This window comes from Flavobacterium psychrotolerans, assembly GCF_003097635.1.
GTDB classification, from domain to species: Bacteria; Bacteroidota; Bacteroidia; order Flavobacteriales; family Flavobacteriaceae; genus Flavobacterium; species Flavobacterium psychrotolerans.
Genome location: NZ_QCZI01000009.1, coordinates 52,536 through 78,347 on the forward strand (window position 1 = coordinate 52,536; position 25,812 = coordinate 78,347).

General features: G+C 36.0%; 19 protein-coding genes. 17 read left to right on the forward strand and 2 right to left on the reverse strand.

Annotated elements, in window-relative coordinates:
- The first annotated feature begins 32 nt into the window (after positions 1-32).
- The 14 genes from DB895_RS08400 (at position 33) to DB895_RS08470 (ending at position 21,874) form a co-directional block, all read left to right on the forward strand.
- On the forward strand, positions 33-869 hold the full coding sequence (locus DB895_RS08400) for an ABC transporter permease (RefSeq protein ID WP_116724916.1): 837 nt from the start codon (positions 33-35) through the stop codon (positions 867-869).
- Positions 870-885: 16 nt separating this feature from the next.
- On the forward strand, positions 886-3,174 hold the full coding sequence (locus DB895_RS08405; RefSeq protein WP_116724917.1) for a T9SS type B sorting domain-containing protein: 2,289 nt from the start codon (positions 886-888) through the stop codon (positions 3,172-3,174).
- 30 nt (positions 3,175-3,204) lie between these two features.
- Positions 3,205-8,316 (forward strand): T9SS type B sorting domain-containing protein, encoded by a 5,112-nt coding sequence (locus DB895_RS08410; protein ID WP_166426953.1) that lies wholly within the window; start codon positions 3,205-3,207, stop codon positions 8,314-8,316.
- A 16-nt stretch (positions 8,317-8,332) separates the two neighbouring features.
- Positions 8,333-9,253 carry an alpha/beta hydrolase gene (locus DB895_RS08415; protein ID WP_116724919.1) on the forward strand — a complete coding sequence of 307 codons (921 nt, stop codon included), beginning with the start codon at positions 8,333-8,335 and terminating at the stop codon, positions 9,251-9,253.
- 2 nt (positions 9,254-9,255) lie between these two features.
- Positions 9,256-11,073: an MGH1-like glycoside hydrolase domain-containing protein gene (locus DB895_RS08420; RefSeq protein ID WP_116724920.1), complete on the forward strand. Its 1,818-nt coding sequence runs from the start codon at positions 9,256-9,258 to the stop codon at positions 11,071-11,073.
- Between the two features lie 271 nt (positions 11,074-11,344).
- Entirely contained in the window at positions 11,345-12,127 is a 783-nt protein-coding gene (locus tag DB895_RS08430) for an MlaE family ABC transporter permease (protein WP_116724922.1), read from the forward strand.
- 3 nt (positions 12,128-12,130) lie between these two features.
- Positions 12,131-12,883, forward strand: coding sequence for an ABC transporter ATP-binding protein (locus tag DB895_RS08435; RefSeq protein WP_116724923.1), 753 nt, complete (start codon positions 12,131-12,133; stop codon positions 12,881-12,883).
- A 7-nt stretch (positions 12,884-12,890) separates the two neighbouring features.
- Positions 12,891-13,865, forward strand: coding sequence for an MlaD family protein (locus DB895_RS08440; protein WP_116724980.1), 975 nt, complete (start codon positions 12,891-12,893; stop codon positions 13,863-13,865).
- A 174-nt stretch (positions 13,866-14,039) separates the two neighbouring features.
- Positions 14,040-15,074, forward strand: a complete 1,035-nt coding sequence (locus tag DB895_RS08445) for a glycoside hydrolase family 130 protein (RefSeq protein ID WP_116724924.1) — start codon at positions 14,040-14,042, stop codon at positions 15,072-15,074.
- 10 nt (positions 15,075-15,084) lie between these two features.
- Entirely contained in the window at positions 15,085-17,337 is a 2,253-nt protein-coding gene (locus tag DB895_RS08450; RefSeq protein WP_116724925.1) for a glycosyltransferase, read from the forward strand.
- A gap of 65 nt (positions 17,338-17,402) precedes the next feature.
- Positions 17,403-18,812, forward strand: coding sequence for an alpha-amylase family glycosyl hydrolase (locus DB895_RS08455; protein ID WP_116724926.1), 1,410 nt, complete (start codon positions 17,403-17,405; stop codon positions 18,810-18,812).
- A 304-nt stretch (positions 18,813-19,116) separates the two neighbouring features.
- Positions 19,117-20,532, forward strand: coding sequence for a 23S rRNA (uracil(1939)-C(5))-methyltransferase RlmD (gene rlmD, locus DB895_RS08460; protein WP_116724927.1), 1,416 nt, complete (start codon positions 19,117-19,119; stop codon positions 20,530-20,532).
- 96 nt (positions 20,533-20,628) lie between these two features.
- Positions 20,629-21,150 (forward strand): DUF6452 family protein, encoded by a 522-nt coding sequence (locus DB895_RS08465; protein WP_116724928.1) that lies wholly within the window; start codon positions 20,629-20,631, stop codon positions 21,148-21,150.
- Complete coding sequence (locus DB895_RS08470) at positions 21,122-21,874, forward strand: DUF6048 family protein (RefSeq protein ID WP_116724929.1); 753 nt, start codon at positions 21,122-21,124, stop codon at positions 21,872-21,874. Before DB895_RS08465 ends, DB895_RS08470 begins: the two co-directional genes overlap by 29 nt.
- A gap of 8 nt (positions 21,875-21,882) precedes the next feature.
- Here the strand turns inward: DB895_RS08470 and DB895_RS08475 are convergent, their stop codons facing one another.
- Positions 21,883-22,119 carry a hypothetical protein gene (locus DB895_RS08475; RefSeq protein ID WP_116724930.1) on the reverse strand — a complete coding sequence of 79 codons (237 nt, stop codon included), beginning with the start codon at positions 22,117-22,119 and terminating at the stop codon, positions 21,883-21,885.
- A 20-nt stretch (positions 22,120-22,139) separates the two neighbouring features.
- Positions 22,140-23,342, reverse strand: a complete 1,203-nt coding sequence (locus DB895_RS08480; protein WP_116724931.1) for a THUMP domain-containing class I SAM-dependent RNA methyltransferase — start codon at positions 23,340-23,342, stop codon at positions 22,140-22,142.
- A 90-nt stretch (positions 23,343-23,432) separates the two neighbouring features.
- Here DB895_RS08480 and DB895_RS08485 point away from each other — a divergent pair, with 90 nt between their 5' ends.
- The 3 genes from DB895_RS08485 to murQ all read left to right on the forward strand — a co-directional run bounded on the left by DB895_RS08485 (position 23,433) and on the right by murQ (position 25,795).
- Positions 23,433-24,197 (forward strand): class I SAM-dependent DNA methyltransferase, encoded by a 765-nt coding sequence (locus tag DB895_RS08485; RefSeq protein WP_116724932.1) that lies wholly within the window; start codon positions 23,433-23,435, stop codon positions 24,195-24,197.
- Entirely contained in the window at positions 24,197-24,865 is a 669-nt protein-coding gene (locus DB895_RS08490; protein ID WP_116724933.1) for a ZIP family metal transporter, read from the forward strand. The genes DB895_RS08485 and DB895_RS08490 overlap by 1 nt, the downstream gene beginning before the upstream one ends.
- Before the next feature lie 117 nt (positions 24,866-24,982).
- Positions 24,983-25,795 (forward strand): N-acetylmuramic acid 6-phosphate etherase, encoded by an 813-nt coding sequence (murQ, locus tag DB895_RS08495; RefSeq protein ID WP_116724934.1) that lies wholly within the window; start codon positions 24,983-24,985, stop codon positions 25,793-25,795.
- Positions 25,796-25,812 lie beyond the last annotated feature (17 nt).

Here is a 25,812-nt window from a genome sequence, read left to right on the forward strand (position 1 = left end):
TAAATCATAAACATCAATTCCAAAACCTAAAAATGAAACGATTACTCTCTATAGAATTACAGAAAATATGGAAAAACAGAGCCAGCCGCATGTTGACTTTGTCCTATTTTATTATCCTATCTTTTATCGCATTAATTGCCTCAGTCAAGTTTGACTTAGGTGTAATTAAATTTCACCTTGCCGAAATGGGGATTTTTAATTTCCCTTTTATTTGGCATTTCAACACCTATGTTGCGGCAATATTAAAATTATTTTTAGCAATAGTTATCGTTTCCATGATGGCAAACGAATACAGCTATGGTACTTTAAAACAGAATCTCATTGACGGAATGAGCAAGAAAGAGTTCGTTTTGTCTAAGTTTTTAACCGTGGTTTTATTTGCGGCAGCATCAACTATTTTCGTATTTATCATGTCGTTAATTTTAGGATATACCTTTTCATCTTATACGGAATTCAGTATTGTTTTCTCTGGCTTAGAATATCTTTTGGCCTATTTCGTGAAGTTGGTTGGATTTTTCTCTTTCTGTTTGTTTCTGGGAATTTTAGTTAAACGTTCCGCATTTGCACTGGGATTTTTGATGGTTTGGAATATCATTGAAGGGATTGCAAAAGGGATTTTGTCGTTCAGAATATTTCCCGAGGGGAATACCGCCTCCATTATTTCTCAATTTTTCCCTTTAGAATCAATGTCTAATTTAATTTTAGAGCCTTTCAGCAGGTTAGCTCTCGTAAAAAGCATTGGGACACAAATTGGATTTGAAAATGCTAAAGATTATAGTGTGCATTGGTACAGCCTTTTAATTGTTGTGGCATGGATTGTTATTTTTATGTTAACTTCCTATAAATTACTAAAAAAACGAGATTTATAGTATCTTTGCCGATGCTATGAAAACATTCCGAAACCTCTTTTTTATATTCCTTTTAGGCAATTGTACGACCAATACATTTGCTCAATATATCCAAGTGAATGATAGTTTCAGCGCTCAATATCTTGTCGAGAATGTTTTAATTAACAGTCCGTGCGCGAACGTTTCTAATTTTAAAGTTAGTGGGGGGAATTTTGGAACACTAGAAAACAGTTTCGGCTATTTTAATTCCGGTTCCAGCGGTTTTCCATTTCTTGACGGAATTGTATTAAGTACTAGCAAAGCCATTTCTACACAAGGACCAAATTCATCCATTTTAAGTGACGATGCATCGGGATGGGGAGGCGATTCTGATTTGGAACAGGCTTTAAACATTTCAAATACCTCAAACGCCTCAGTTCTTGAATTTGATTTCACCCCATTGACCAGCAAAATTAGCTTCGACTATATTTTTGCGTCCGAGGAATACCATGGAACGGCATCCTGCAAATATTCGGACGGATTTGCCTTTTTGTTGAAAGTGGCTGGTAGTGCAAATCCGTATCAAAATTTAGCCGTCGTCCCCAACACAACAACTCCTGTAAAAGTCACTACGGTTCATCCCGATATCTCTGGGGGTTGTTCTGCTCAAAACGAAACATATTTTGGCAGTTTCAATGGAGTAAATTCACCAACAAATTTTAACGGACAAACGGTTGCCATGACGGCAAAAGCCGATGTTATTCCCGGCACAACTTACCATATCAAATTGGTTATCGCGGATGAAGCCAATCCTCAATACGATTCAGCAATATTCCTTGGTGGGGGAAGTTTTAAAATAGGAACCGATTTAGGACCAAATCGATTAATTGCAACAAAAAATCCAATCTGTGACGGAAAAACGCTTCCCCTGGATGCCTCTGAAACAGGAACTAATTTTTACAAATGGTATCGCAACAATAGTTTAATTGTTGGTGCAAATAATCCAAAATATACCGTATCTTCCTCTGGAACGTACAAAGTAGAAGTGACATTAGGCACATCTGCTTGCAAATCAATCGGGGAAGTAACCGTTGAATATTCCCCCCTACCCAATTTAACTAATACCACGATAGTACAATGCGATGAGGATCATAACGGAACCACAATGTTCAATTTGACAAAAACAGATAACATCATAAAAAATAATGATCCAAATTTAGGCAATGTGGTTTATTATGAAAATTTATTGGATGCCCAAAACCAAACCAAACCCATCTCGAACCCCAATGCTTACAGTAGTATTCCGAAAACCATTTATGCAAGTGTACCCAATGCTTTTGGATGTTCAAGTATTGCGAATGTAATATTACAAATTTCCAATAATAGCGTGTCTTCGAGAGATTTGGAAAGCTGCGATTTAGACGGAATAATTGATGGGTATTATGGTTTCGATTTAAGCAAAGCAAACCCAATTGTATTGGCAGGATTGCCTTCAGGATTGGTCGTAGAATATTATGAAACCATGAGCGATGCGCTTTTGCAGACCAAATTGTTAGCAAACATTTACCGAAATACCGTTCAATATCAAATGACCATTTATGCGAAAATAGTTAATGGCTCTGATTGCTATGGAATAGTGCCCTTGCGTTTATACGCAAATTCAAATTCTCCCCTTAATTTTGAGGATGAAGTTTCGGTTTTATGCGATGGAAATTCACAAACACTACAAGTGGCATCTACATTCAGCAGCTATTCTTGGAGCACAGGCGATAAAGGAAACTCTACTAAAGTCAAAACTCCCGGAGAATTTACGGTTACAGTTTCCGATAAAAACACCTGTTTGGCCACCAAAAAATTTACTGTCCTCATTTCTGGATCCCCTACAATCACGTCTATAATTAGCAATGATTTTCAAGAAAACGGAAATACCGTTTTAATAAACTATACGGGTTTTGGAGATTATGAATTTTCACTGGATGGAATTTTTTATCAGGATAGTCCCTACTTCACCAATGTTTCTTCTGGAGTCTATACCGTTTGGGCAAGAGATAAAAACGGCTGTGGTAAAACTTCCAAAAAAGTATACGTATTGGATTACCCTAAGTATTTTACACCGAATGACGATGGTTTTAATGATATTTGGACAATAGAAAACATAAATACAATTCCAAACTCCAAAATTACCATTTATGATAGGTATGGAAAATTAGTGTATCAGTTTAAAGGAAATGGAAATGGCTGGAATGGTAAATTAAATTCCATAAATCTGCCGGCAACTGATTACTGGTTTGTAATTTCTTTAGAAAATGACAGAATTGTAAAAGGACATTTTACGCTGAAGAGATAGGATATGCCATTAATTCATTATTTTTATAGAATGAAAAAGAATGTCTTGTGGTGTTTTCTAATACTCTCCTGTTCGTGTTTTGCTCAATTTAGCAAGACGCATTACATACCGCCATTATCGGGTTCAAACAATCCATCATCAAGTGCCCAAGAGCAATTGTTATATATTTCCACACCAAATGTAACACCCGTAAACTTTAAAATACTGCAACTTGGCGGCACTAGTATTACGGGTAGCGTTTCAAGAAGCACACCCTATATTTTTGATGTAGGTTTTGGATCAAATACGCAACTTCTTGTTGAAAAAAATTCAGTCAATACAATATTAAAAAACAAAGGATATATCATTGAAGCTGAGGACTTAATTTATGTATCAGCAAGGATTTTAGCTGGGAATGGAAATCAAGCTGGAGAATTGGTTTCTAAAGGATTGGCCGCTTTAGGAACACAGTTTCGGATTGGTTCCTTATTGAATACCACGGCTAATCCATTCACTGATAATCATTATACTTTTGTATCCATACTTGCAACAGAAAATAATACCACTGTACAATTTAGTGCTATCAAAGCTGGGGTTTCTTTAATAAATAATCCTTCGGCAAGTAATGTTCCTCCCTCTATAATTCTAAATAGCGGAGAAAGTTTTGTCATGGCCGTTGAAGGCCCGACAGAAGCCAATCGTGATGGCTTAATAGGCTCGTTAGTAGCTTCCGACAAACCTATTGCTGTAAATTGTGGTTCATTTGCGGGATCAAATGCATCGACAAATCTCGATCTTGGTTTTGACCAAATTGTTTCAGCAGAAAGAACGGGAACGGAATATATTTTCATCAAAAGCACTGGACAAGCGGTTGTAGAAAGAGCGCTTCTTATAGCTCATGAAAACAATACCGAGATCTATCTAAATGGAAATTCAACACCCGATTATGTATTAAACGCAGGACAATACATTGCTCTAGACGGAAACAACTACAATACGCAAGGAAATCTTTATGTTAAAACTTCAAAAAAAGTTTTTGCTTACCAAACTGTTGGGGATAACAGCCGATCCGATTTTGCGAATCAAGAATTGTTTTTTGTTCCACCGTTAACCTGTGAAACGCCGCACGTCATTGATAACATTCCTCAATTGGATAAAATCGGAACACGTACTTTTAAAGGTCGAGTTACCATTATTGGCGAGACTAATTCTAATTTAAACTTCCAAATTAATGGCAGTCCATATTCCCTAAATGCACTTGCTGGCTTACCTAATGTTTCTATTATTGGACCAATTTCAGTAACGGGAAATTCCAATTATGTCACCTATACCATTACGGGATTAACCGGGAACATTGGTGTTTTTTCATCCGGCCAACTGTATTTAGCCGCTTATGGAACAGATGATGCGGCTACCTTTGGTGGTTTCTACTCCGGTTTTACATTTAAACCTGAAATCAGTTTTGATTTATTGGATGTAACTAAAACAAACTGCATTCCTAACACCCGATTATCCGTGAATTCATTAAGCCCTTTTGATATTTTTCAATGGTATATTAATGAAACTGAAATTGTTGGAGCTACAAATAGCTCTTACTTTCCTACTCAACCCGGATATTATTATGTTAAAGCTACCATTTCCGGTTGCGGTACACAATTAAATTCAGATAAAATTCCAGTAAGTTCCTGCCCAACAAATGTTGATAATGACTTGGCCAATGACAATGTTGATATTGATGATGACAATGATGGAATTACCAATTGTTCGGAATCATCGGGAAATCAAAATATCGACCTTACCGACATGGATAATTTAAATATTACTACATCGGGAAATACTACTTGGCAACAATTTTCACTAAGCACAACAGGAGATTTTGTCACCAAAGTCGCTATTGGAAAAAACAGTGCCGTTTCCTTCAAAAAAAAATTCGCACAACCTACCAGTGTTTCGCTGGAATATGTTTCTACAGCTAATTCAGTTAATTTATTGAATGCAGGAGCGGAATTCATTGTAAATTCAGATATTGACAAAACAATCACAGTGCTTAATCCAAACAATCAGTTATTGATTGACACTAATTTTGATGGCATATACGAAAGTGGCGTAACTCAATTTTCTTCATTTGAAATCCGGTTCCGATTGAATAGCATAATTCCGTTAGCTGCAGGAACAGGTACATATAAATTCCAATCTTATCTTACCAATTCAATTACTTTTACGCATAAAAACCTTTCTGATTTGGTAGAAAATAAGGCCACTTTTAAATTGATTGCCACTTGCGTTCCTAAGGATTCCGATTTGGATGGCATTCCCGATTATTTGGATTCAGATAGCGACAACGACGGAATTCCTGATGCGAATGAGGCTCAAGGCCAAAATTTTACTGTACTTACCAATACCGACAGCAATAAAGATGGTCTGGATAATGCGTTTGGTTCAGGGCTAAATCCAATTGATACCGATGCTGACGGAGTTTTCGATTATTTGGATTTGGACAGCGATAATGACGGAATTTTCGATTTAATTGAATCTGGAAACAATGCCGTTGATGCAAATCTGGACGGAACAATTGATGGAAATCCGAACACTTTTGGCACAAACGGATTCGTTGATGCTCTTGAAACATTTGCAGATTCTGGAATGCCAAACTACACAATCGTCGATACGGATACCGATGGAATAAAAAATTATATAGAACTGGATAGTGACAATGACGGTTGTTTCGACACTATTGAAGCAGGGTATCCGGATGGGAATAATGATGGGATGGTAGGAAATAGTACTCCAACAGTAAACACTAATGGTTTAGTGGCAAATACCGCAGGCTACACGCCTCTGCCAAATTTAAATTACATCATCCTTGCGCCGATTTCGATTACTGCCCAGCCCGCTATCCAACCCGTTTGTGAATTACAAAACACAACCGCAAGTATTACTACAACTCCAGTAGATTTCTACAATTGGCAAGTATTTTCGAGTGGGATTTGGATCGATATTACTGACAATACCATGTACTCAGGAAGTAGAACCAACCTATTGCAAATTAATAGGGTAACTGCTTCTATGAATGGAATTAAATATAGAGTCAAATTACAAAAAAACGGCAACTCCTGTGATGTTTTTTCGGACGAAAGTGCATTAACTATTTATGCCTTACCCGTTCTCACATCACCCATATCACTTATACAATGTGACGAGGATGCGGTTACCGATGGTATTACCAACATCAATTTAAGACAAAAAGAAAATTATATTTCTTCTGATTTTAAAAATGAAATATTCACTTATTTCACATCGCAAATAGGAGCTCAAAACGCGGAGGTTAGTTTACAAATTCCTAATCCATCACAATTCCAAAGTGGCAATCGTTCGGTTTGGGTAAGGGTAGAAAACACCCATTTGTGTTTTAGTGTAGCCCAAATTGACATTACTATTACCGCCACTAAAATCCCACAGTCATTCCAACAAATGTATTCCAAATGTGATGATTTTTTAGATACCAACGGAAATGACAATACCAATAATGACAATAAGGATGGAATCGCTACTTTTGATTTCAGTAGTGCTACCGCTGCAATTAAAGCAATTCTTCCTGCAACTTCCGCTTTTACGATAAAATATTATAAAAATGCTGAAGATGCTTCTTTAGAAACGGATATTTGGGGTAATTCATTAGAAATATCTCAAAATCCTACCGATTTAGGCAGTATTTTTAATTACCGAAACGCCGATTCATCCCATCAAAAACAAATTTGGGTTCGTGTAGAAAGTGACATCGATAATTCCTGCTTTGGACTCGGACCGTATGTTAAACTAACCGTTGAAGCCTTACCAAAAGCATATCCAATTAATGCTACAAATACCATTAGGCACTGCGATGACAATCAAGACGGAATTTACGCCTTTGATACCTCTACCCTGCAATCTGCCATTTTGAATGGACAAACGAATGTATCTGTAAGCTATTTTGACGAATATGGAGATCTTTTATCCAGTCCGCTTCCCAATCCATTTGTGGTAAATTCGACAAAAACTATTACCGTAAAAGTAATTAATAATTCAACCAAAGCTCCTGATGGACCTTGCTCGGGTGAAGAAACCATTAAATTTGTAGTGGATGTTTTGCCGCAAGCTTTCCCAATAATGCCCTCACAATTATCTGTTTGTGATGATGAACTAAATCCCATGGATCAGGATGGGATATTTGCCTTTGACACATCTTCCTTTGAAACCACAATCCTTGGCGGACAAAGCGGAATGACTGTAAAATACCTTGACGGAAACGGAAATCCATTACCAAGTCCCTTGCCAAATCCGTTCGTGACTACCACACAAAATGTAAAAGTTAGGGTAGAAAACCCTATCAATCCAACGTGTTCTGCGGAGCGAATTTTGCCTTTTGAAGTCATTAAATTACCAGAAATCGATTTAAACCAAGATGGCTCTGATTCCGAATTTGTCTGTGCGAATCTCCCCAATTATACCGTTACGCTTAGTGCGGGCATTTTAGGCGGAATAGCCCCTTCCAATTATCGGTATCTTTGGTATTTAGATGGCATATTAATTCCCAACGCTACTTCCTCAAAACTAACTGTAAATACTCCAGGAAAATATAGTGTGGACGTAATGAATAGTAGGGGTTGCATAAGAACCAGAACAATTACCGTTTCTTTATCAGATATCGCAACGATTGAGGATATTAAAATTGTGGATTTAGCTGACATTAATACTGTTGAAGTTCTTGCAAGCGGAAAAGGAGAATATGCTTACAGTATCGACATCAATAACGGATTTCAATCTTCTAATTTTTTCACGAATATACAAGCTGGAATACATGAAGTATATGTGAAAGATTTGAATGGATGTGGAATTGTAGGCCCTCTTGAAATTTCAGTTTTGGGTATTCCTAAATTTTTCACTCCTAATAACGATGGAAGTAACGATACTTGGAATATTAAGGGCATCAACAAAAATTTCAATGCAAATACCAATATCCAAATTTTTGATCGTTATGGGAAATTAATAAAACAATTGAATGCCATTAATGAGGGATGGGATGGTAATTATAATGGGAACATACTTCCTTCAGATGATTATTGGTTTGTAATTACCCTTGAAAACAATAAAATAGTAAAAGGACATTTCAGTTTAAAACGATAAAATTAACTCATTTTGTATGCAAAAAATTATTAATTCCATGGTAGCCTGTTTGATTTTTATTACCGGAAATGCCCAAGAGGTTAAAGTTAGCGCCGGAAAAGTACAGCGTTTTGAAAACTTCAAATCCCAATTTGTTGATGTTCGAAATATTGATGTTTGGTTGCCCGATGGCTATTCCGACAAAGAAAAATACGCCGTTTTATACATGCATGACGGGCAAATGCTCTACGATGCTGAGACCACTTGGAACAAACAAGCATGGGAAGTAGATGACGTTGCCGGAAAATTAATTTCCGAAAACAAAACGCAAAAATTCATCGTTGTTGGAATTTGGAATAGTGACCAAAAACGGCATCCGGAATATTTCCCGCAAAAACCATATGAAAGTTTGACCCAAATTCAAAGAGACACAATTACCTCACAGCTACAAAAAGCAGGGAAAACAACAGCCGTTTTCAAACCATTCTCCGATGCGTATTTGAAATTTTTGGTAACTGAATTAAAACCTTATATAGACAAAACATTTTCTACAAAAAAAGACAGAAAAAACACATTTATTGCCGGTTCCAGTATGGGAGGATTGATTTCTATGTATGCCATTTGTGAATATCCCAAAGTTTTTGGGGGTGCAGCCTGTATGTCTACACATTGGCCAGGAGCATTTTCAGCAGCCAACAATCCAATTCCTGATGCGTTTATAAACTATTTGAAAAACAATCTTCCAAACCCGAAAAACCATAAAATTTACTTTGACTATGGCGACCAAACCTTGGATGTCCTATACAAGCCTTTACAGGAAAAAGTAGATGTTGTCATGAAAGCAAAAGGGTTTACAGATAAAAACTGGATTACCAAATTCTTCCCTGGTAAAGACCATTCGGAGAAATCTTGGCATGACCGATTGGATATTCCATTGGTGTTTTTATTGAAAAAGTAATTATGAAAAAAACAATAACGTTCTTTTTACTTGTACTTCCTTTAATCAATTTTGCTCAGAAAGTATCTTTTGAATTTTCTTATTTCTCCGAAAAGGCAAAAAATGTTGCTGTAGCAGGTAGCTTTAATAATTGGTCGACAGAGGCACTTCCCATGAAACAGGGAATCGACAATGTATGGAGAGCCTCCATAGAAATCGAACCCAATTATTACTACTATAAAATTGTGGTTGATGGCAATTGGATTCCTGACCCTAACAACCCATTGAAGATTAATGATGGAGGCACAAGCTTTAACTCGATCGTAAAGATTGGAAATCCACCCATTCCATTACGTAAAATAAGTAAAGATCCTTTTCCAAAAGAAAAACTTCCAGAACCTATATTAAGTGCTAATCCAGAATTAGTGGAATTGTATTATGAAGCTTGGAAGATGGCTTGGAAAAAAATTGGTTCAGGTACTCCGGAAAATGGCTTTTCAAAAAAATATATGGACGAAGGGTTCAATGAATTAATTTACCAATGGGATTTGTGTTTTATTACCAGTTTCGGTATGTATGGGCGAAGCGTCTTTCCCGTGATGCCCTCATTGGATAATTTTTACAAAAAACAAAGAGCCGATGGTTATATTCAAAGAGTATATTGGGAAACCAACGGGAAAATTGCAAATGAACCTACCGCAGAGGAACCAATGGTAAATCCACCTCTTTTTGCTTGGTTGGAATGGCGTTATTATGAAATATCTGGCGATGCTACCCGTTTTAAAAAAGTATTACCCGTTTTAGCCACCTATTTTAATTGGATAGAGAAAAATTGTCGAACAGAAAAGGGAAAAGGACTGTATTACACTTCTGAATTAGGAAGCGGAATGGATAACACACCCCGCAAAAATGTAGGCAAAGCCGCATGGATTGATTTTTCGTCCCAACAAGCGTTAGCTGCTCTGTATATTCAAAAAATTGCAGAAAAAACGGGAAACAAAACCACCGAAAAAGAGTTTAAAACCCATTATGAGCAAATAAAAGGTTTAGTAAACTCCTTGTTGTGGGACAATAAATCAGGATTTTATTATGATTTGACCGAACAAAACACCTTAAGCCCAACGGTACATATTGGTGCTTTTTGGACGCTTTTTTCAGAAATAGCTCCTAAGCAAAATGTCCCGTTTTTGCTACATCATTTACAAAACCCAAACGAATTTTGGAGAAAACATTTGGTTCCGACTTTGGCGGCAAATCAACCCGAATATGATAGTAAAGGACATTATTGGCTGGGCAGCGTTTGGTCTCCCACCAATTACATGGTAATTCAAGGCTTGAAAAAATATGGCGAAAATGATCTTGCGGATACCATCGCATTTAACCATCTCAAAAATGTAGCAAATATTTATTATCATTTTAAACCTGACATCGAAAAAATTGCATACGAAGAGCGTTATGCTGACTCCTATAAAACCATTTGGGAATGCTATTCCGCAGATTATGAAAGTCCTGCAACCCGTTGGGATAACACCTTTTACTCCCGTCAGGATTTTGTGGGTTGGTCTGGTCTTGCCCCAATTTCTTTGTTAATCGAAAATGTTTTGGGATTTGAAATTAAAGGAAATCAAAATCAAATTTGCTGGACTTTAAAGCGAAACGACACTTTTGGGATAAAAAATATCGAATTAAAAAACCAAAAAGTTTCATTGTTATGTGAACCGCAAGGGACAAAACAAAAAATCACTATTCATTGTGAGAAACCTTTCGAATTGGGCATTATCAAGGGGGTCAAAAAACAGACCTATAAAATTTCGAAAAAAAATCAAGTCATTACAATTTGATTTCTAAAATGACTGATACTAATGAAATCAAATTTAGACACAACGATAAGAAAGCTAATTGTGTAAAATTAAAAAAATTTCAAATAAAAAAATCGTCTTGTTCTGAAAAAATGAAACGATTTTTTTATTTATTAACGCGTACAAATCAAATTGTACTGCCGCCTTTGAGCTTTCAACATGACACTTTTAGAACATTAAAAAGCTATAAAACCAAAGAATATTCATATATTTGATATACTATTTTCGATTAAAAATTAATTCATCTTTGTTTATGAATAGTATTTTTAAAATTATCGAATTGTTCAAATCTTTCTTATTGGAAGTTGGTGAGCTCTCCTATTTTGCCAGTCGCTTTTTTAAAGAAGTTTTTAAACCTCCTTATGAGTTTAAGGAATTCCTTAGGCAATGTTATAATATGGGAAACCGTTCCCTACTGCTTGTTGCCGTTACGGGATTTATTATCGGATTGGTTTTTACCTTACAATCGCGGCCTACACTTCAGGAATTTGGCGCTGTTTCCTGGATGCCTTCCATGGTGAGCATTTCAATTATTAGGGAGATAGGTCCAATTATCACCGCCTTAATTTGTGCGGGACGTATTGGTTCCGGAATTGGTGCTGAATTGGGCTCCATGCGGGTAACCGAACAAATTGACGCGATGGAGGTTTCCGGAACAAATCCTTTCAAATATTTAGTAGTCACACGAATAATGGCTACTACTTTTATGCTCCCCATTTTAGTTTTTTTTGGAGATGCCATTGCCATATATGGATCCTATCTGGTGGAGAACTTAAAAGGGAACGTTTCCTTTTTATTGTACTACAATCAGGTCTTTGACGCCTTAGAATTTGGCGATTTAATTCCTGCAACCATCAAGACTTTCTTTTTTGGATATGCCATAGGATTAGTGGGGTGCTTTAAAGGGTATAACTGTAAAAAAGGCACCGCCGGAGTAGGTCTTGCTGCAAATTCCGCAGTAGTTTTTACTTCTCTGCTGCTTTTTATCATTGATTTTGTTGCCGTATTTGTTACTGATATTTTTTATGATTTATAAGATATGAACAAACCCATTTCCAATCAAAAACCAGTGATAGAAATCAAAGACTTACGTAAAAGCTATGGTGACAACCATGTTTTAGACGGTTTCAACATGTACTTAAATGAAGGTGAAAATTTGGTAATTATGGGGAAATCAGGTTCCGGAAAATCAGTCATGATAAAGTGCTTAATTGGATTGGAAGAACCTGATGGTGGTACCATTATGGTAATGGGTAAAAATATTGGGGAATTGGAACGCGAGGAGTTAGATGAGCTTCGAACAGAGGTTGGGTTTCTGTTTCAAGGTAGCGCACTCTACGATTCAATGACCGTTCGGGAAAATTTAGAATTTCCGTTGAGGCGTCACACAAAAAAATTTGGAAAAATTAAGGATACCACACCATTGGTCATGGAAGCCTTAGAAAATGTAGGTTTGGCTCAAACAATAAATTTGATGCCGGAGGAGCTTTCCGGAGGAATGAAACGCAGAATTGCTCTTGCCAGAACTTTAATCCTACTTCCGAAGATTATTCTTTACGACGAACCCACCACGGGATTAGACCCTATAACTGCAAAGGAAATTTTATTATTGATGATGTCCATTCAGAAAAAATACAATACCTCATCTATTATCATTACTCATGATGTGGATTGTGCCAGAATGATATCCAATCGAATGATTTTATTGGTTGATGGTATTAATTATGCAGAAGGGACTTTTGAAGAGTTATCTACATCAAAAGACCCGAAAGTTCGTGCCTTTTTTAAATAAACAAAAAATGGAAAAAACAGTCCCACAAAAAATTCAACTTGGTCTTTTTGTTATCGTCGGATTAATAATTTTTGTCCTGGCCATTTATTTCATCGGAGATAAGCAGAAAATGTTTGGAAAAACAGATCATCTGAGCGCTGTATTTAACAATGTGAACGGCTTGCAAATAGGCAACAATGTGCGCTATTCCGGGATTAATGTAGGAACGGTTCTGGGTATTGAAATGGTGAGCGACACTATCATCCGAGTGGATATGATTATCGACAAAGCCATTTTACAACATATCAAAAAAGATGCCGTCGCCACGATTAGTTCTGACGGATTGGTGGGAAATATGATCATTAGTATTACACCGGGTGATGGGACGCAACCTCCAGTTCATCCCGGTGATGAGATTCGGTCTTTGAACCGCATTCGCGGAGAGGATATTTTAAATACACTTAGTATAACCAATAAAAATGCGGCTCGACTTACCACTGATTTACTTAAAATAACCAATGAAATAACTCTTGGCAAAGGAACTCTGGGTCTATTGGTTAATGATACTGTCATGGGAGATGATTTGAAACAAACCCTAAATTATTTGAAACTGACTAGCAAAGGAACTTCGGAGTCCGTGACAAATTTGAACAAAATCATCGTGTCATTGAACAATAAGGACAATGTGGTTGGTGTTCTAAAAGATTCGGCAATAGCCAATAAAATCAAAACCATTGTTCGTAATTTAGATAAATCGAGCAATGGAATAGACAAGGTAGTTACCAATCTAAACACGACAATCCTGAACATTAAAGACGGAAAAGGAGCTATAAACTACCTTTCAAACGACCCAAAATTAGTTCGGAAAATAGATTCTACAATGAGTAATATTAACAACGCCAGTATCCGTTTAAATGAAGATCTCGAAGCCTTAAAACATAACTTTTTATTTAGGGGATATTTTAAAAAACAAGAAAAGGCAAAATTGAAAGAGAAGAAATAGACGACTGTTAAAACACAAAACAAAACTTACAAATAATTGATTACTAATATTTTAAAAGTAAAATATTTGAAATTTATAAAATTTCAAATATTTTTTTTTGTAAATTTGAGTAAGGCGTTGGTTCAAATTACAACAGAAATATAATGCGATAAATAGTATCAAAAAACTCAAGTTATGATAACAATTGAAAAACACGGAATTATTCTAAGTCCAACGGAAAAGGAGTTTGAAAACAACGGAGTCCTTAACCCTGGCATCTTTCAGGAGGGAAACACGATACATATCCTATACAGGGCGGTACAAGAAGGAAATTTGTCAACTATTGGTTACGCAAAAACCGATGGCCCCCTTAAAATTGTGGAAAGATACAAACACCCCCTAATTACCCGCGATTTCGATTATGAGAGCCATGGCGTTGAGGATGCTCGAATTGTAAAAATTGAAGACACTTACTATATCACTTATACCGCTTATGATGGTGTGAATGCTATGGGAGCTTTCGCTACCTCTAAAGATTTGATCCATTTTGAGAAACAAGGAATCATTACTCCCACCGTTAATTATCAGGAATATGAATCTTTAGTACTATGTTGTGGCGAAAAATTAAACCCAAAATACCATCATTACTACAGGCTGTTTGCACAAATAGGTTTAGTTGCAGATGAGTTTAGATTGCTTAGAGATAAAGACATCGTATTCTTTCCAAGAAAAATAAATGGAAAATTTGCCCTTTTGCATCGAATATGGCCAGGCATACAGATTGTCTATTTTGACCATTGGAGGGATTTGACTAAGTCCTTTTGGGAGGATTATCTCAAACATTTAACCGATTATATTGTCCTTGATCCCAAAGGAATTTTTGAAGTAAACTATATTGGAGCTGGCGGCCCACCCATTGAAACTGATGATGGCTGGTTGCTTATTTACCATGGAGTACATGAAACCACAACAGGGAGAACCTATCATGCTAAGGCCGCTTTACTTCAAATAGACAAACCAGAAAATGAAATATCCAGATTAAATTTACCTCTTTTCTCACCTACAAAACAATGGGAAATAGAAGGCGAGGTCAATAATGTTGTTTTCCCAACTGGCCATGCCCTCTTTGGTGATGATCTTTATATTTATTACGGAGCGGCAGACAAGCACATTGCAGTTGCCAAAATGAGTTTAAAAGAATTACTTATTGAATTAGTAAAACAACCCTAAAACAATTATCATGGAATTTGAAAAAGGGATGAAAATGCTAATTGTCAGCTCCTATCCACCACGGGAATGTGGTATTGCCACCTTTTCTAATGACATTGTCAATGCGGTAGAAAATGTATTTGGAAATACACTTCCGATTGAAGTGTGTGCATTACAAAACAACGCTCAACAAGTTGATTATAATGATGAAGTAACCTATGTTTTAACCACAACTTCTTTAGATGATTACCGCTTAGTGGCAGAAAAAATAAATGACCGAAATGACATTGGGCTAGTTTGTGTTCAACATGAATTTGGTCTTTTCGGAGGGGAATTTGGCGATTATATCCTGTCCTTCATTTTAGCGTTAAACAAACCAGTTATTACTGTTTTCCATTCCGTTTTGCCGGAACCGGAAGAAAAAAGAAAAAAAGTGGTTCATGCCATAGCTGACCTTTCAAATCAAATAGTGGTTCTTACAAAAATATCCCGAGAAATTTTGGTTGACCATTACAATTGTCCAATATCAAAAATAACCGTAATTCCCCATGGTACCCACACTATTCTTTGGGAACAAAAAGAAAATTTAAAAACAAAATATAATTTATCCGATAAAATAGTTTTGTCCACATTTGGTTTGATTAATGAAAATAAAAATATAGAAACGGTTCTGTATGCATTGCCGGAAATTGTAGCTAAATATCCTCAAACACAATATTTAGTTATTGGAAAAACCCACCCAGAAGTTATTAAACGTGAAGGAGAAAATTACAGAGATCAACTTATTAAAATTGTACAAGAACTTCAATTAGAAAACAACGTGGTTTTTATTAATGAATATCTTGAATTGTGGCAGTTACTTGAATACTTAACTTTATCAGAAATATATCTATTTTCATCCAAAGATCCCAATCAGGCCGTTAGCGGTACCTTTGCTTATGCCATGAGTTGCGGATGTGCCGTTATTTCTACACCAATACCTCATGCTGTTGAATCTCTAACGGATGGCAACGGAATATTATTAGATAATTTTGACAAACCAAAAGAATTTGAAAAAGCCATTCTGAAACTTATCAAAAATAAAGAAGCACGTATTACAATGGGAAAAAATGCATTCTCCTTAGCACACGCTACATCATGGGAAAATATCGCTATTCAATACCGATTGCTGTTCGATCAATTGACGAATAGAGAAGGCGATTTGAGATTCAACTCCCCTCCCATAAAACTAGACCACATAGAGAAGCTCACTACGGATTTCGGCATCCTGCAATTTTCTAAATTAAGCGAGCCAGATCCAGAATCGGGATATACATTAGATGACAATGCACGAGCATTAATTGACATGGTAATCTATCATACCCATTACCATGATTCAAAGTCTCTAAAACTAGCAGATACCTATATGGAATATATTGAAGGCATTCAGAAAGATGATGGCTGGTTTTACAATTACAAAAGCTTTGACCATCAATTAACAAAGCAAAATTTAGAAGTAAATCTTGAAGACGCTAACGGAAGAGCATTATGGAGCTTGGGAACTGTAATTGCTAATAAAGAAACCTTACCTATGTGGCTGGTGTTGCGAGCAGAAAAATGTTGGAACAAAGCTATAGAAAGAATACATGACATTACCTCTCCGAGAGCCATCGCTTATGCCTTAAAAGGTCTCTTTCATTATTATTCTAAATATCCTAATGAAGAAATAAAGAATCATATTGAAAAACTTGCTAATGAACTATTGCGCCATTATCACATCAATTCTGAAGAAAATTGGTGTTGGTATGAAGACTACATGACCTATGCCAATAATGTCCTGCCAGAGGCAATGCTTTACAGTTATATGGTCACTAGAAAACCGAAATATAAAAAAATTGCTCTCATTACGTTTGATTTTCTTTTATCGCAATATTTCATGAAAGGGCAGTTAAAAGTAATCTCAAATAGAGGATGGTTCAAAAAACAAAACGAAAGAGTGTTTTATGGAGAACAGCCCATCGAGGTATCCACCACCATCATTGCTTTAGATTTGTTTTATGAAGTCACGGGAAATAGTAAATATAAAGATCAGCTAAAATTGGCTTTTAACTGGTTTTTAGGAAACAATCACCTCAAACAAATCATGTATAATCCAGAAAATGGTGCATCCTATGATGGCCTTGAAGACAAACACGTCAATATTAATCAGGGAGCTGAATCTACTTTATGCTTTTTTAAAGCACAATTGATTATGGAAAAATACGCTGAAAAACAGAAATTTAAAAAAACGTATGCCCATTCTTAACGAGTTCATTTAATTATTATTTTTTTGCAAAAAAATTATATCTTTATGCTTCTAGACTATAATTTATGAATTCTATCCGAAAAAATGTTGTTTTGTTACTGCTATTCCTCTTATGTAGTTGCAATCATTCTGACAAAAAGAACCCTTCTGAATTAAATAGTGATGTACTCTCCAGATACAAACCCAAAAACTATGTGGAAGTAAAACATCCAGAGTGGAGCAAAAACGCAACAATTTATGAAGTAAATGTACGTCAATTTACTCCAGAAGGCACTTTTAAAGCATTTGAAACTCATTTGCCTAGATTAAAAGCAATGGGGGTTGATATTATTTGGCTCATGCCCATAAATCCTATTGGCATCGAAAAAAGAAAAGGCACTTTGGGCAGCTATTATTCCGTGAAAGATTACTATGGCGTCAATCCTGAATTTGGAACAAAAGAAGATTTAAAAGCACTTGTCAAAAAAATTCATACCATGGGAATGCATGTTATTGTAGACTGGGTTGCAAATCACTCCTCTTGGGATAATGTCTTGGCAAAAGAGCACCCCGATTGGTATTCCAAAACTCCAGAAGGGAATTTTCAACCAACTCCTTGGTACGATTGGGAGGACATTATTGATTTTGATTATGACAAACCTGAATTGAGAAAATACATGACCGATGCCTTAAAATATTGGGTGAAAGAAGCTAATATAGACGGTTATCGTTGTGATGTTGCTGGATTTATTCCAGTTGATTTCTGGGAAAATGCCAGAGCAGAAATGGATGAAATCAAACCTGTTTTTATGCTTGGTGAATGGGAATCTCGTGATTTACACAGAAAAGCTTTTGACATGACATATTCTTGGAGCTTATGGGATAAAATGCATTCCGTTACCAAGGATGGGAAAAGTTTGGCCGGCTTGGTTGAATATATGGCACATGATGTGAGTACATTCCCAAAAGATGCCTACCGAATGACTTTTACGGAGAACCACGATAAAAATTCCTGGGAAGGCAATCAATATTCTAATTTTGGTGATGGACTGGAAGCTTCCATGGTTTTGGCTTGTACTATTAACGGAATGCCACTCATTTATAGCGGACAGGAAGCTGGACTGAATCGCTCCTTAAAATTCTTTGATAAAGACTTAATTGAATGGAAAAACCATCCCTACGCAGCCATTTACACAAAACTGTTTGACTTAAAACATAAAAACCAAGCATTATGGAACGGGAGTTATGGAGGCGAAATGATTCGTGTTTTTAATGACAAACCAGAACAAGTTATTTCATTTTCAAGAACTAAAAATGGAGATCAAGTAATTCCAATCATTAATTATAGTAATAAACCAGTTACTGTAAAACTGAACTCAAAATATCAAAAAGGAACTTACAATGAACTGTTTTCAAACACAATTCATGTATTTATTGGCGATGACATAATTACTTTAGCCCCTTGGAAATATTTAATTTTAGTAAAACAGAAATAACAATTCAAGACCCAATTTATTTATAACTTCTGGATTTTGGTATATGGCAAAAAACTAAATAGATTTCCTTTTTTCAAACCGTATCAAAGTATTAAAGAAACTACGAGCAACAACTTCCCATACTTTTTCAAATACATTTTGAGATAATGTACTGTATTCGGATTTTCATTTTGAACCATTCCATTTTTAAACTAGGTATCCTTAAATCAATCTGGATTCAAAATAATGGAAAACAAACACCAACTTGTTGAAAATATTTCCCAATTTGAATTTTTAATACCAATCAAACCCTTATTTTTGCGCCATGGCAAAGAAAAATACAGACAAAATCGTTTTTGATCACATAAAAGTCCTTGATGCGGGCGCAAAAGGTGTTTCGGTGGCAAAAGCGCCAGACGGAAAAGTAATATTCATTCCCAATGTCGTTCCAGGAGATGTGGTAGACGTGCAAACATTCAAAAAGCGCAAAGCCTATTATGAGGGAAAAGCCGTTCGTTTTCATGAATTTTCGGAACATCGAATCGAACCCATTTGCGAACATTTTGGGGTTTGTGGCGGTTGCAAATGGCAAAACATGAAATACAGCCAACAGTTGTACTACAAACAAAACGAGGTAAAAAACCATTTGCAACGCATAGGAAAAGTGGAACTTCCGGAATTTGAGCCGATTTTAGGTTCGGAAAAACAATTCTTTTACAGAAACAAAATGGAATTTGGTTTTTCCAATGCCCGTTGGCTTACCGAACAGGAAATTGATAGTACCGAAGATTTAGGAAACAGAAATGCATTGGGTTTTCATATCCCAAAAATGTGGGACAAAATCCTGGACATTACCAAATGCCATTTGCAGGAAGATCCTTCTAATGCGATACGAAACGAAATTAGGGCTTTTGCCAATGACAATGATTTGGCATTTTTCAACCCAAGACACCACGAGGGATTTTTAAGAACATTGATGATTCGAACAGCGTCAACCGGAGAAATCATGGTTTTGATTCAGTTTTTTGAAGAAGACAAAACCAAAAGGGAATTATTATTGAATTTCCTTATGGATCGTTTTCCGGAAATAACTTCGCTACAATACGTAATTAACGGAAAACCAAACGATACCATTTATGACCAAGAGGTAAAATTATTTAAGGGTCGCGATTATATCCTAGAGGAAATGGAAGGTTTGAAATTTAGCATCAATGCCAAATCTTTTTACCAAACCAATTCTGATCAGGCCTACGAATTGTATAAAATAACCCGCGAATTTGCCGGATTGACAGGAAATGAGGTTGTTTATGATTTATATACGGGAACAGGAACCATAGCCCAATTTGTTTCTAAAAATGCAAAAAAAGTGATTGGTGTAGAAAGTGTTCCTGAAGCCATTGTTGACGCCAAAGCAAACGCAAAACGCAACGAAATTACCAATTGTGAATTTTATGTAGGAGACATGAAAGTGGTTTTCAATGACAATTTTCTTGCCCAACACGGTCAGCCTGATGTCATTATTACTGACCCGCCAAGAGACGGAATGCACAAAGACGTAATCGAACAAATCTTGAAAATTGCTCCGGAGAAAATCGTTTATGTAAGTTGTAATTCGGCAACACAGGCTAGGGATTTAGCCTTAATGGATGAATTTTATAAAGTAACCCGCGTACGGCCGGTAGATATGTTTCCGCAAACGCATCATGTAGAAAATGTGGTACTTTTAGAGAAACGAAAATAGTGTTCTGTATTAAGAAAATTACAGGAAGTAGGTTTCAGTTCACAGATCCTATTTTTAGTTGTTGTCATTGATTTTTGTTATTGAAATTTGAGTTCTATGAAGAAAATACTTTTACTTATTTTCGTACTAACATTGTCCTTCTCCAGTTGTGAGAAAGATGATATTTGCGATGCCAATACGCCAACAACACCAAGACTCATTATAGATTTTTATGACATTACAAATCCTACCATTACAAAAAACGTAACTAATCTAGGCATTGTAGGAGACGGATTGACAACAGGGATTTTATTTAATGGGGTTCATCAAATTCAGGTTCCGCTAAAATTGACCGATGATAAAACAAAATTCAGCTTTGTTTTAAATGCAGGAAATACCAATCCTGCTTTAATTTACACTGATATTCTTGAATTTAATTATTCCCGAAAAACAGTTTTTGTCTCCCGAGCGTGTGGCTACAAAACATTGTTTGACCTGAATAATGATGCTGCTTTGCCCAATCCCTTTGTACTAAACAACAATCCGCTTGCTACTCAAGGCATTTGGATCCAAAATATTACTGTCGAAAAATATAATTTAGAAACTGAAAATGAAACACACATCAAAATATATTTTTAGTATTTGCTTCGTGTTGTCGTCATTTTTGATGCAGGCACAAGAAACAAAAAAAGCAGACAGTATTCCCGTAAAAATAAATCGCTATGGACTGCGAGTTGGTATAGATTTGTTCAAACTTTCCCGCTCCTTTTATGAAAAAGACTATAAAGGATTGGAAGTTGTTGGAGATTACAGAATCTCCAAAAAATATTATCTAGCTGGAGAATTGGGTAACGAAAATAAAACGGTTGATGATAATCGGTTAAATTTTACCACAAAAGGCACCTATTTTAGAGCGGGATTCGATTATAATTTCTACGAAAACTGGCTTGATATGGAAAACAAAATCTATATCGGAATGCGATATGGCGTAAGTTCTTTTAGCCAAAAACTAAACAGTTATAAAATCTATAACGCACACCCCTATTTTGAAAATACTCCAGTAATTATATCTGGAGAAAAATTTGACGGATTAACGGCACAATGGGTTGAAGTTGTTGTTGGAGTCAACGCAAAAATTTATAATAATATTTATGTGGGGTTCAGTTTTAGGATGAATAATTTGATTTCAAATAAGAAGCCGGCAAATTTCGACAACCTGTACATTCCTGGTTTTAATCGGACCTATAATGGGAATTTTGGCGTAGGATTTAACTATACCGTTTCCTATTTCATTCCTATTTATAAGAAAAAAGCAGACGTAGGAGCAGCAAAAAAGGAAGACAAGAAAAAGAAAAAATTCTAAATTCGTAATTACTTAATTTCCTTAATTCCCTTCAAAAACATCCATTTCATAAACAGTTTTTCGCCATCATTGGTTTTTACAGCTTGAAATTTTGGGGCTAAAATGGTTCCTATCACAAAAGCAGTCAGTGGAATCCAAAAACCAGACAGATTGGTGTACTTTTCTACTAGGTAACGAAACCCTACAAACAAAATAATAAAAGAGAGTAGGTTAAAAATAAAGGCTCTTACTTGTAATTTATTCATGATTTTATAATTTATTACTATTATTCTATTATTGAATTATCCGACTCTTGGCTCAAATCATTTTCACGAACTTGTGCAAACTTAGTCCTCTTGCTTCCCTCATACATTTCGTATTTAACCAGTCTGGCTTCAATACTCGCATTGAAAAGTTTAATTTTTCTGGAAGGTTTTAAGCCCACAAATTTTAGTGCTTCAAGATTCCCGGTGATAAACCAAGCATTGGTTCCTGGATAATTTTTCTTAAGCGTATCGCCAATGTTTTTGTAGAACTCTTCCATGTGTATATCCAAACGCTCATCATAAGGCGGATTGAAAACCATGTGTAATTTTCCTTGAGTAGTTTTCTCGGTATCAAAAAAGTTTTGTTCCTCAATGGTTATATATTCGTCCAAATTTGCATTTTTAATGTTGTCTTTGGCTTTCATTACGGCACTTGGCGCTTTATCGTAACCCTTTATGGTATAATGAAATTCTCGTACTTTTTTCAACAAACTATTAGTGATGCTGTCAAACAATTCATTGTCCCAATCGTTCCATTTTTCGAAAGCAAATTCTTTTCTGTTGATGTTGGCCGGAATATTACACGCAATCATAGCTGCTTCAGCTAAGAAAGTTCCGCTACCACACATGGGATCCAGGAAATCGCCTTGACCGTCCCAACCTGAAAGCAACAGAATTCCTGCAGCAAGCACTTCGTTAATAGGTGCAATATTGGTTGCGGTTCTATACCCACGTTGATGAAGCGAATTTCCGGAAGTATCCAGCGCCACCGAAACTTGGTCTTTATCGATATGGATGTTTATTCTTAAATCAGGAAAAACTTTGTCAATGCTTGGTCGTTGGCCAGTTCTTTCTCTAAATTGATCTACAATCGCATCTTTACATTTTTGGGACACAAATTCGGAATGATTAAAATAATCCGAATGCACCGTTGCATCAATTACAAAAGTCTGATTCGCATTGATAAATTTTGACCAGTTTACGCCCGAAACGCCTTTGTATAAAGCCTGTTCGTTATTGGCCTTAAAGAAATAAATGGGTTTCAAGATTTTCAAAGCCGTACGCAAAGACAAATTCGCCTTGTACATAAACCCTTTATCCCCTTTAAAACTGACCATTCTCACACCCTGTTCAACTTCTTGTGCGCCCAATTGTTGCAATTCTTTTGCTAATATTTCTTCAAAACCAAAAAAGGTTTTGGCAATCATTTTAAAATTTTCCATAGCCTCCTAACCCCCAAAGGGGAAATTGTTATCGTTATATTTGGCAAAAATAGACTAAATTTGCATTTTAAATGAAATTCAAAATAATAAATGCCGAATTCAATAAAACCCAAGTCCCAAGACCTACAACACAAAACCCACAATTGGTTCGCCTCTTGGTTTGACACTCCATATTATCACATCCTTTATAAGGAAAGAAATTATAGAGAAGCCCAGGTTTTCATGGATAATCTGACGCACTATCTCAACCTTCCCGAAAAAGCCAAAGTACTTGATTTGGCCTGTGGCAAAGGCAGGCATTCCATCTATCTAAATCAGTTGGGCTATGATGTTGTGGGCGCCGATTTGTCTGAAAACAGTATTGCGGAGGCCGATAAAAACAAAAATGCAACCCTTCATTTCCAAGTCCATGATATGCGCGAAACTTTTGATGATAAATTTGACGCCATATTTAATTTGTTTACCAGTTTTGGTTATTTTGAAAATGACGAAGACAACTTGACCACTTTAAAGGCGATGAAAGAGAGTTTGACTGAATATGGTTTTGCCGTAATTGACTTTATGAATGTCAATCAAGTGGTTGATAATTTAGTTCCCGAAGAAATAAAAACGGTTAATGGGATTGCTTTTCATATCAAGAGATACATAAGTGAAGGACATATTTATAAAGAAATTGACTTTGAAGACCAAGGCGAAAAATTTCATTTCACTGAAAAAGTAAAGGCATTAACGCTCAAGGATTTTGAAGCATTAATGGAAGAAGCCGGTATTTTTTTATTGGATATTTTTGGCGATTATAAATTGAAAAAATTCCATAAAACCGAAAGTGAACGATTAATTATGATATTTAAATAATGAATTATCTTTTACCGTTATTTTCCGTCCTGATAGGTTACATCATTGCCCTGTTTTTAAAACCGAAGAATAAAACCAACCTAAAATTACTGTTGGCATTTAGCGGGTCTTTTCTATTGTCTTTGACGGTTATTCATTTATTACCTGAAGTTTACGAAAGTCATAACCCTTCCATAGGAATTTTTATTATGGTGGGAATCTTGTTCCAAATCATCTTAGAATTTTTCTCGAAAGGAGCCGAACATGGTCACGTTCACGGACACGAAAAAATGACTCATATTCCTTGGTTGCTTTTCATAAGCCTTTGCATTCATGCCTTTCTGGAAGGATTTCCCGTAAGTCACCATCACAATTTAGCGATGGGAATTGCCATTCATCATTTGCCCATAGCCATCATCCTAACGACATTTTTTATCAATTCAAGCTTGGATAAAAAAGCCATTTTTGTCTTTATGATAACTTTTGCCGTTATGACTCCGCTGGGAACACTATTATCAAACTATTTACCAATATTAAACGACTATTACTCTGAAATTACCGCCATCGTGATTGGTATTTTATTCCATATTTCATCGACCATAATTTTTGAAAGCAGCGAAGGGCATAAATTCAATATTGCTAAGGTTTCGATGATCATTTTAGGGGTTGGATTGGCGTATTTTTTGTAACCACAAAACCACCAATTTATATTTAATCCATATTTGCTAAAATTTTATTTGCTAAATTTGTAAATTATCAAAAACATCTTTGTGCCTTTGTGCCTTTGTGGCAAAAAATATAACGAAATGACTTTCACCAAAACCACCGAACAATCCTCAAAACACGAACATTTAGAAAAAATGTCAGTTCAGGAATTACTTTTTAATATCAACCAAGAAGACAAAACCGTTCCGCTTGCCGTAGAAAAAGCCCTACCGCAAATTGAAATTGTAGTTGCTGAAATCGTGGCTAAAATGAAATTGGGCGGGAGATTATTTTACATAGGCGCAGGAACTTCCGGCAGATTGGGAATTGTAGATGCTTCAGAATGTCCACCCACTTTTGGAGTTCCGTTTGATTTGGTCAACGGAATCATTGCCGGTGGAGACAAAGCCATTCGCAGAGCTGTAGAAAATGCCGAAGATGATGCAAGCCAAGCTTGGATTGATTTAAAAGAACACAATATCAATGAAAATGATGTCGTAATTGGAATAGCCGCATCGGGAACAACGCCTTATGTCATCGGTGGATTACAAGCCTGCAATCAAAATAATATTAGCACGGGAAGTATTTCTTGCAATGCTGGAAGTCCGCTTTCGCAAACGGCAAAATTCCCAATAGATGTTGTCGTTGGACCAGAATTTGTCACTGGAAGTTCTAGAATGAAGGCTGGTACTGCACAAAAATTAGTGCTCAATATGATTTCTACAGCTACCATGATCCAACTGGGAAAAGTGAAAGGCAATAAAATGGTGGATATGCAATTGAGTAATAGCAAACTGGTGGATCGTGGCGTAAAAATGATTATGGGAGAAATTCCCGTTTCCTACGAAGAGGCTTCTGAATTGTTGAAGAAATTTGGTAGCGTGAGAAATGCAGTTGATAATTTTGAGAAATAAATTCTAAAATCCTAAAT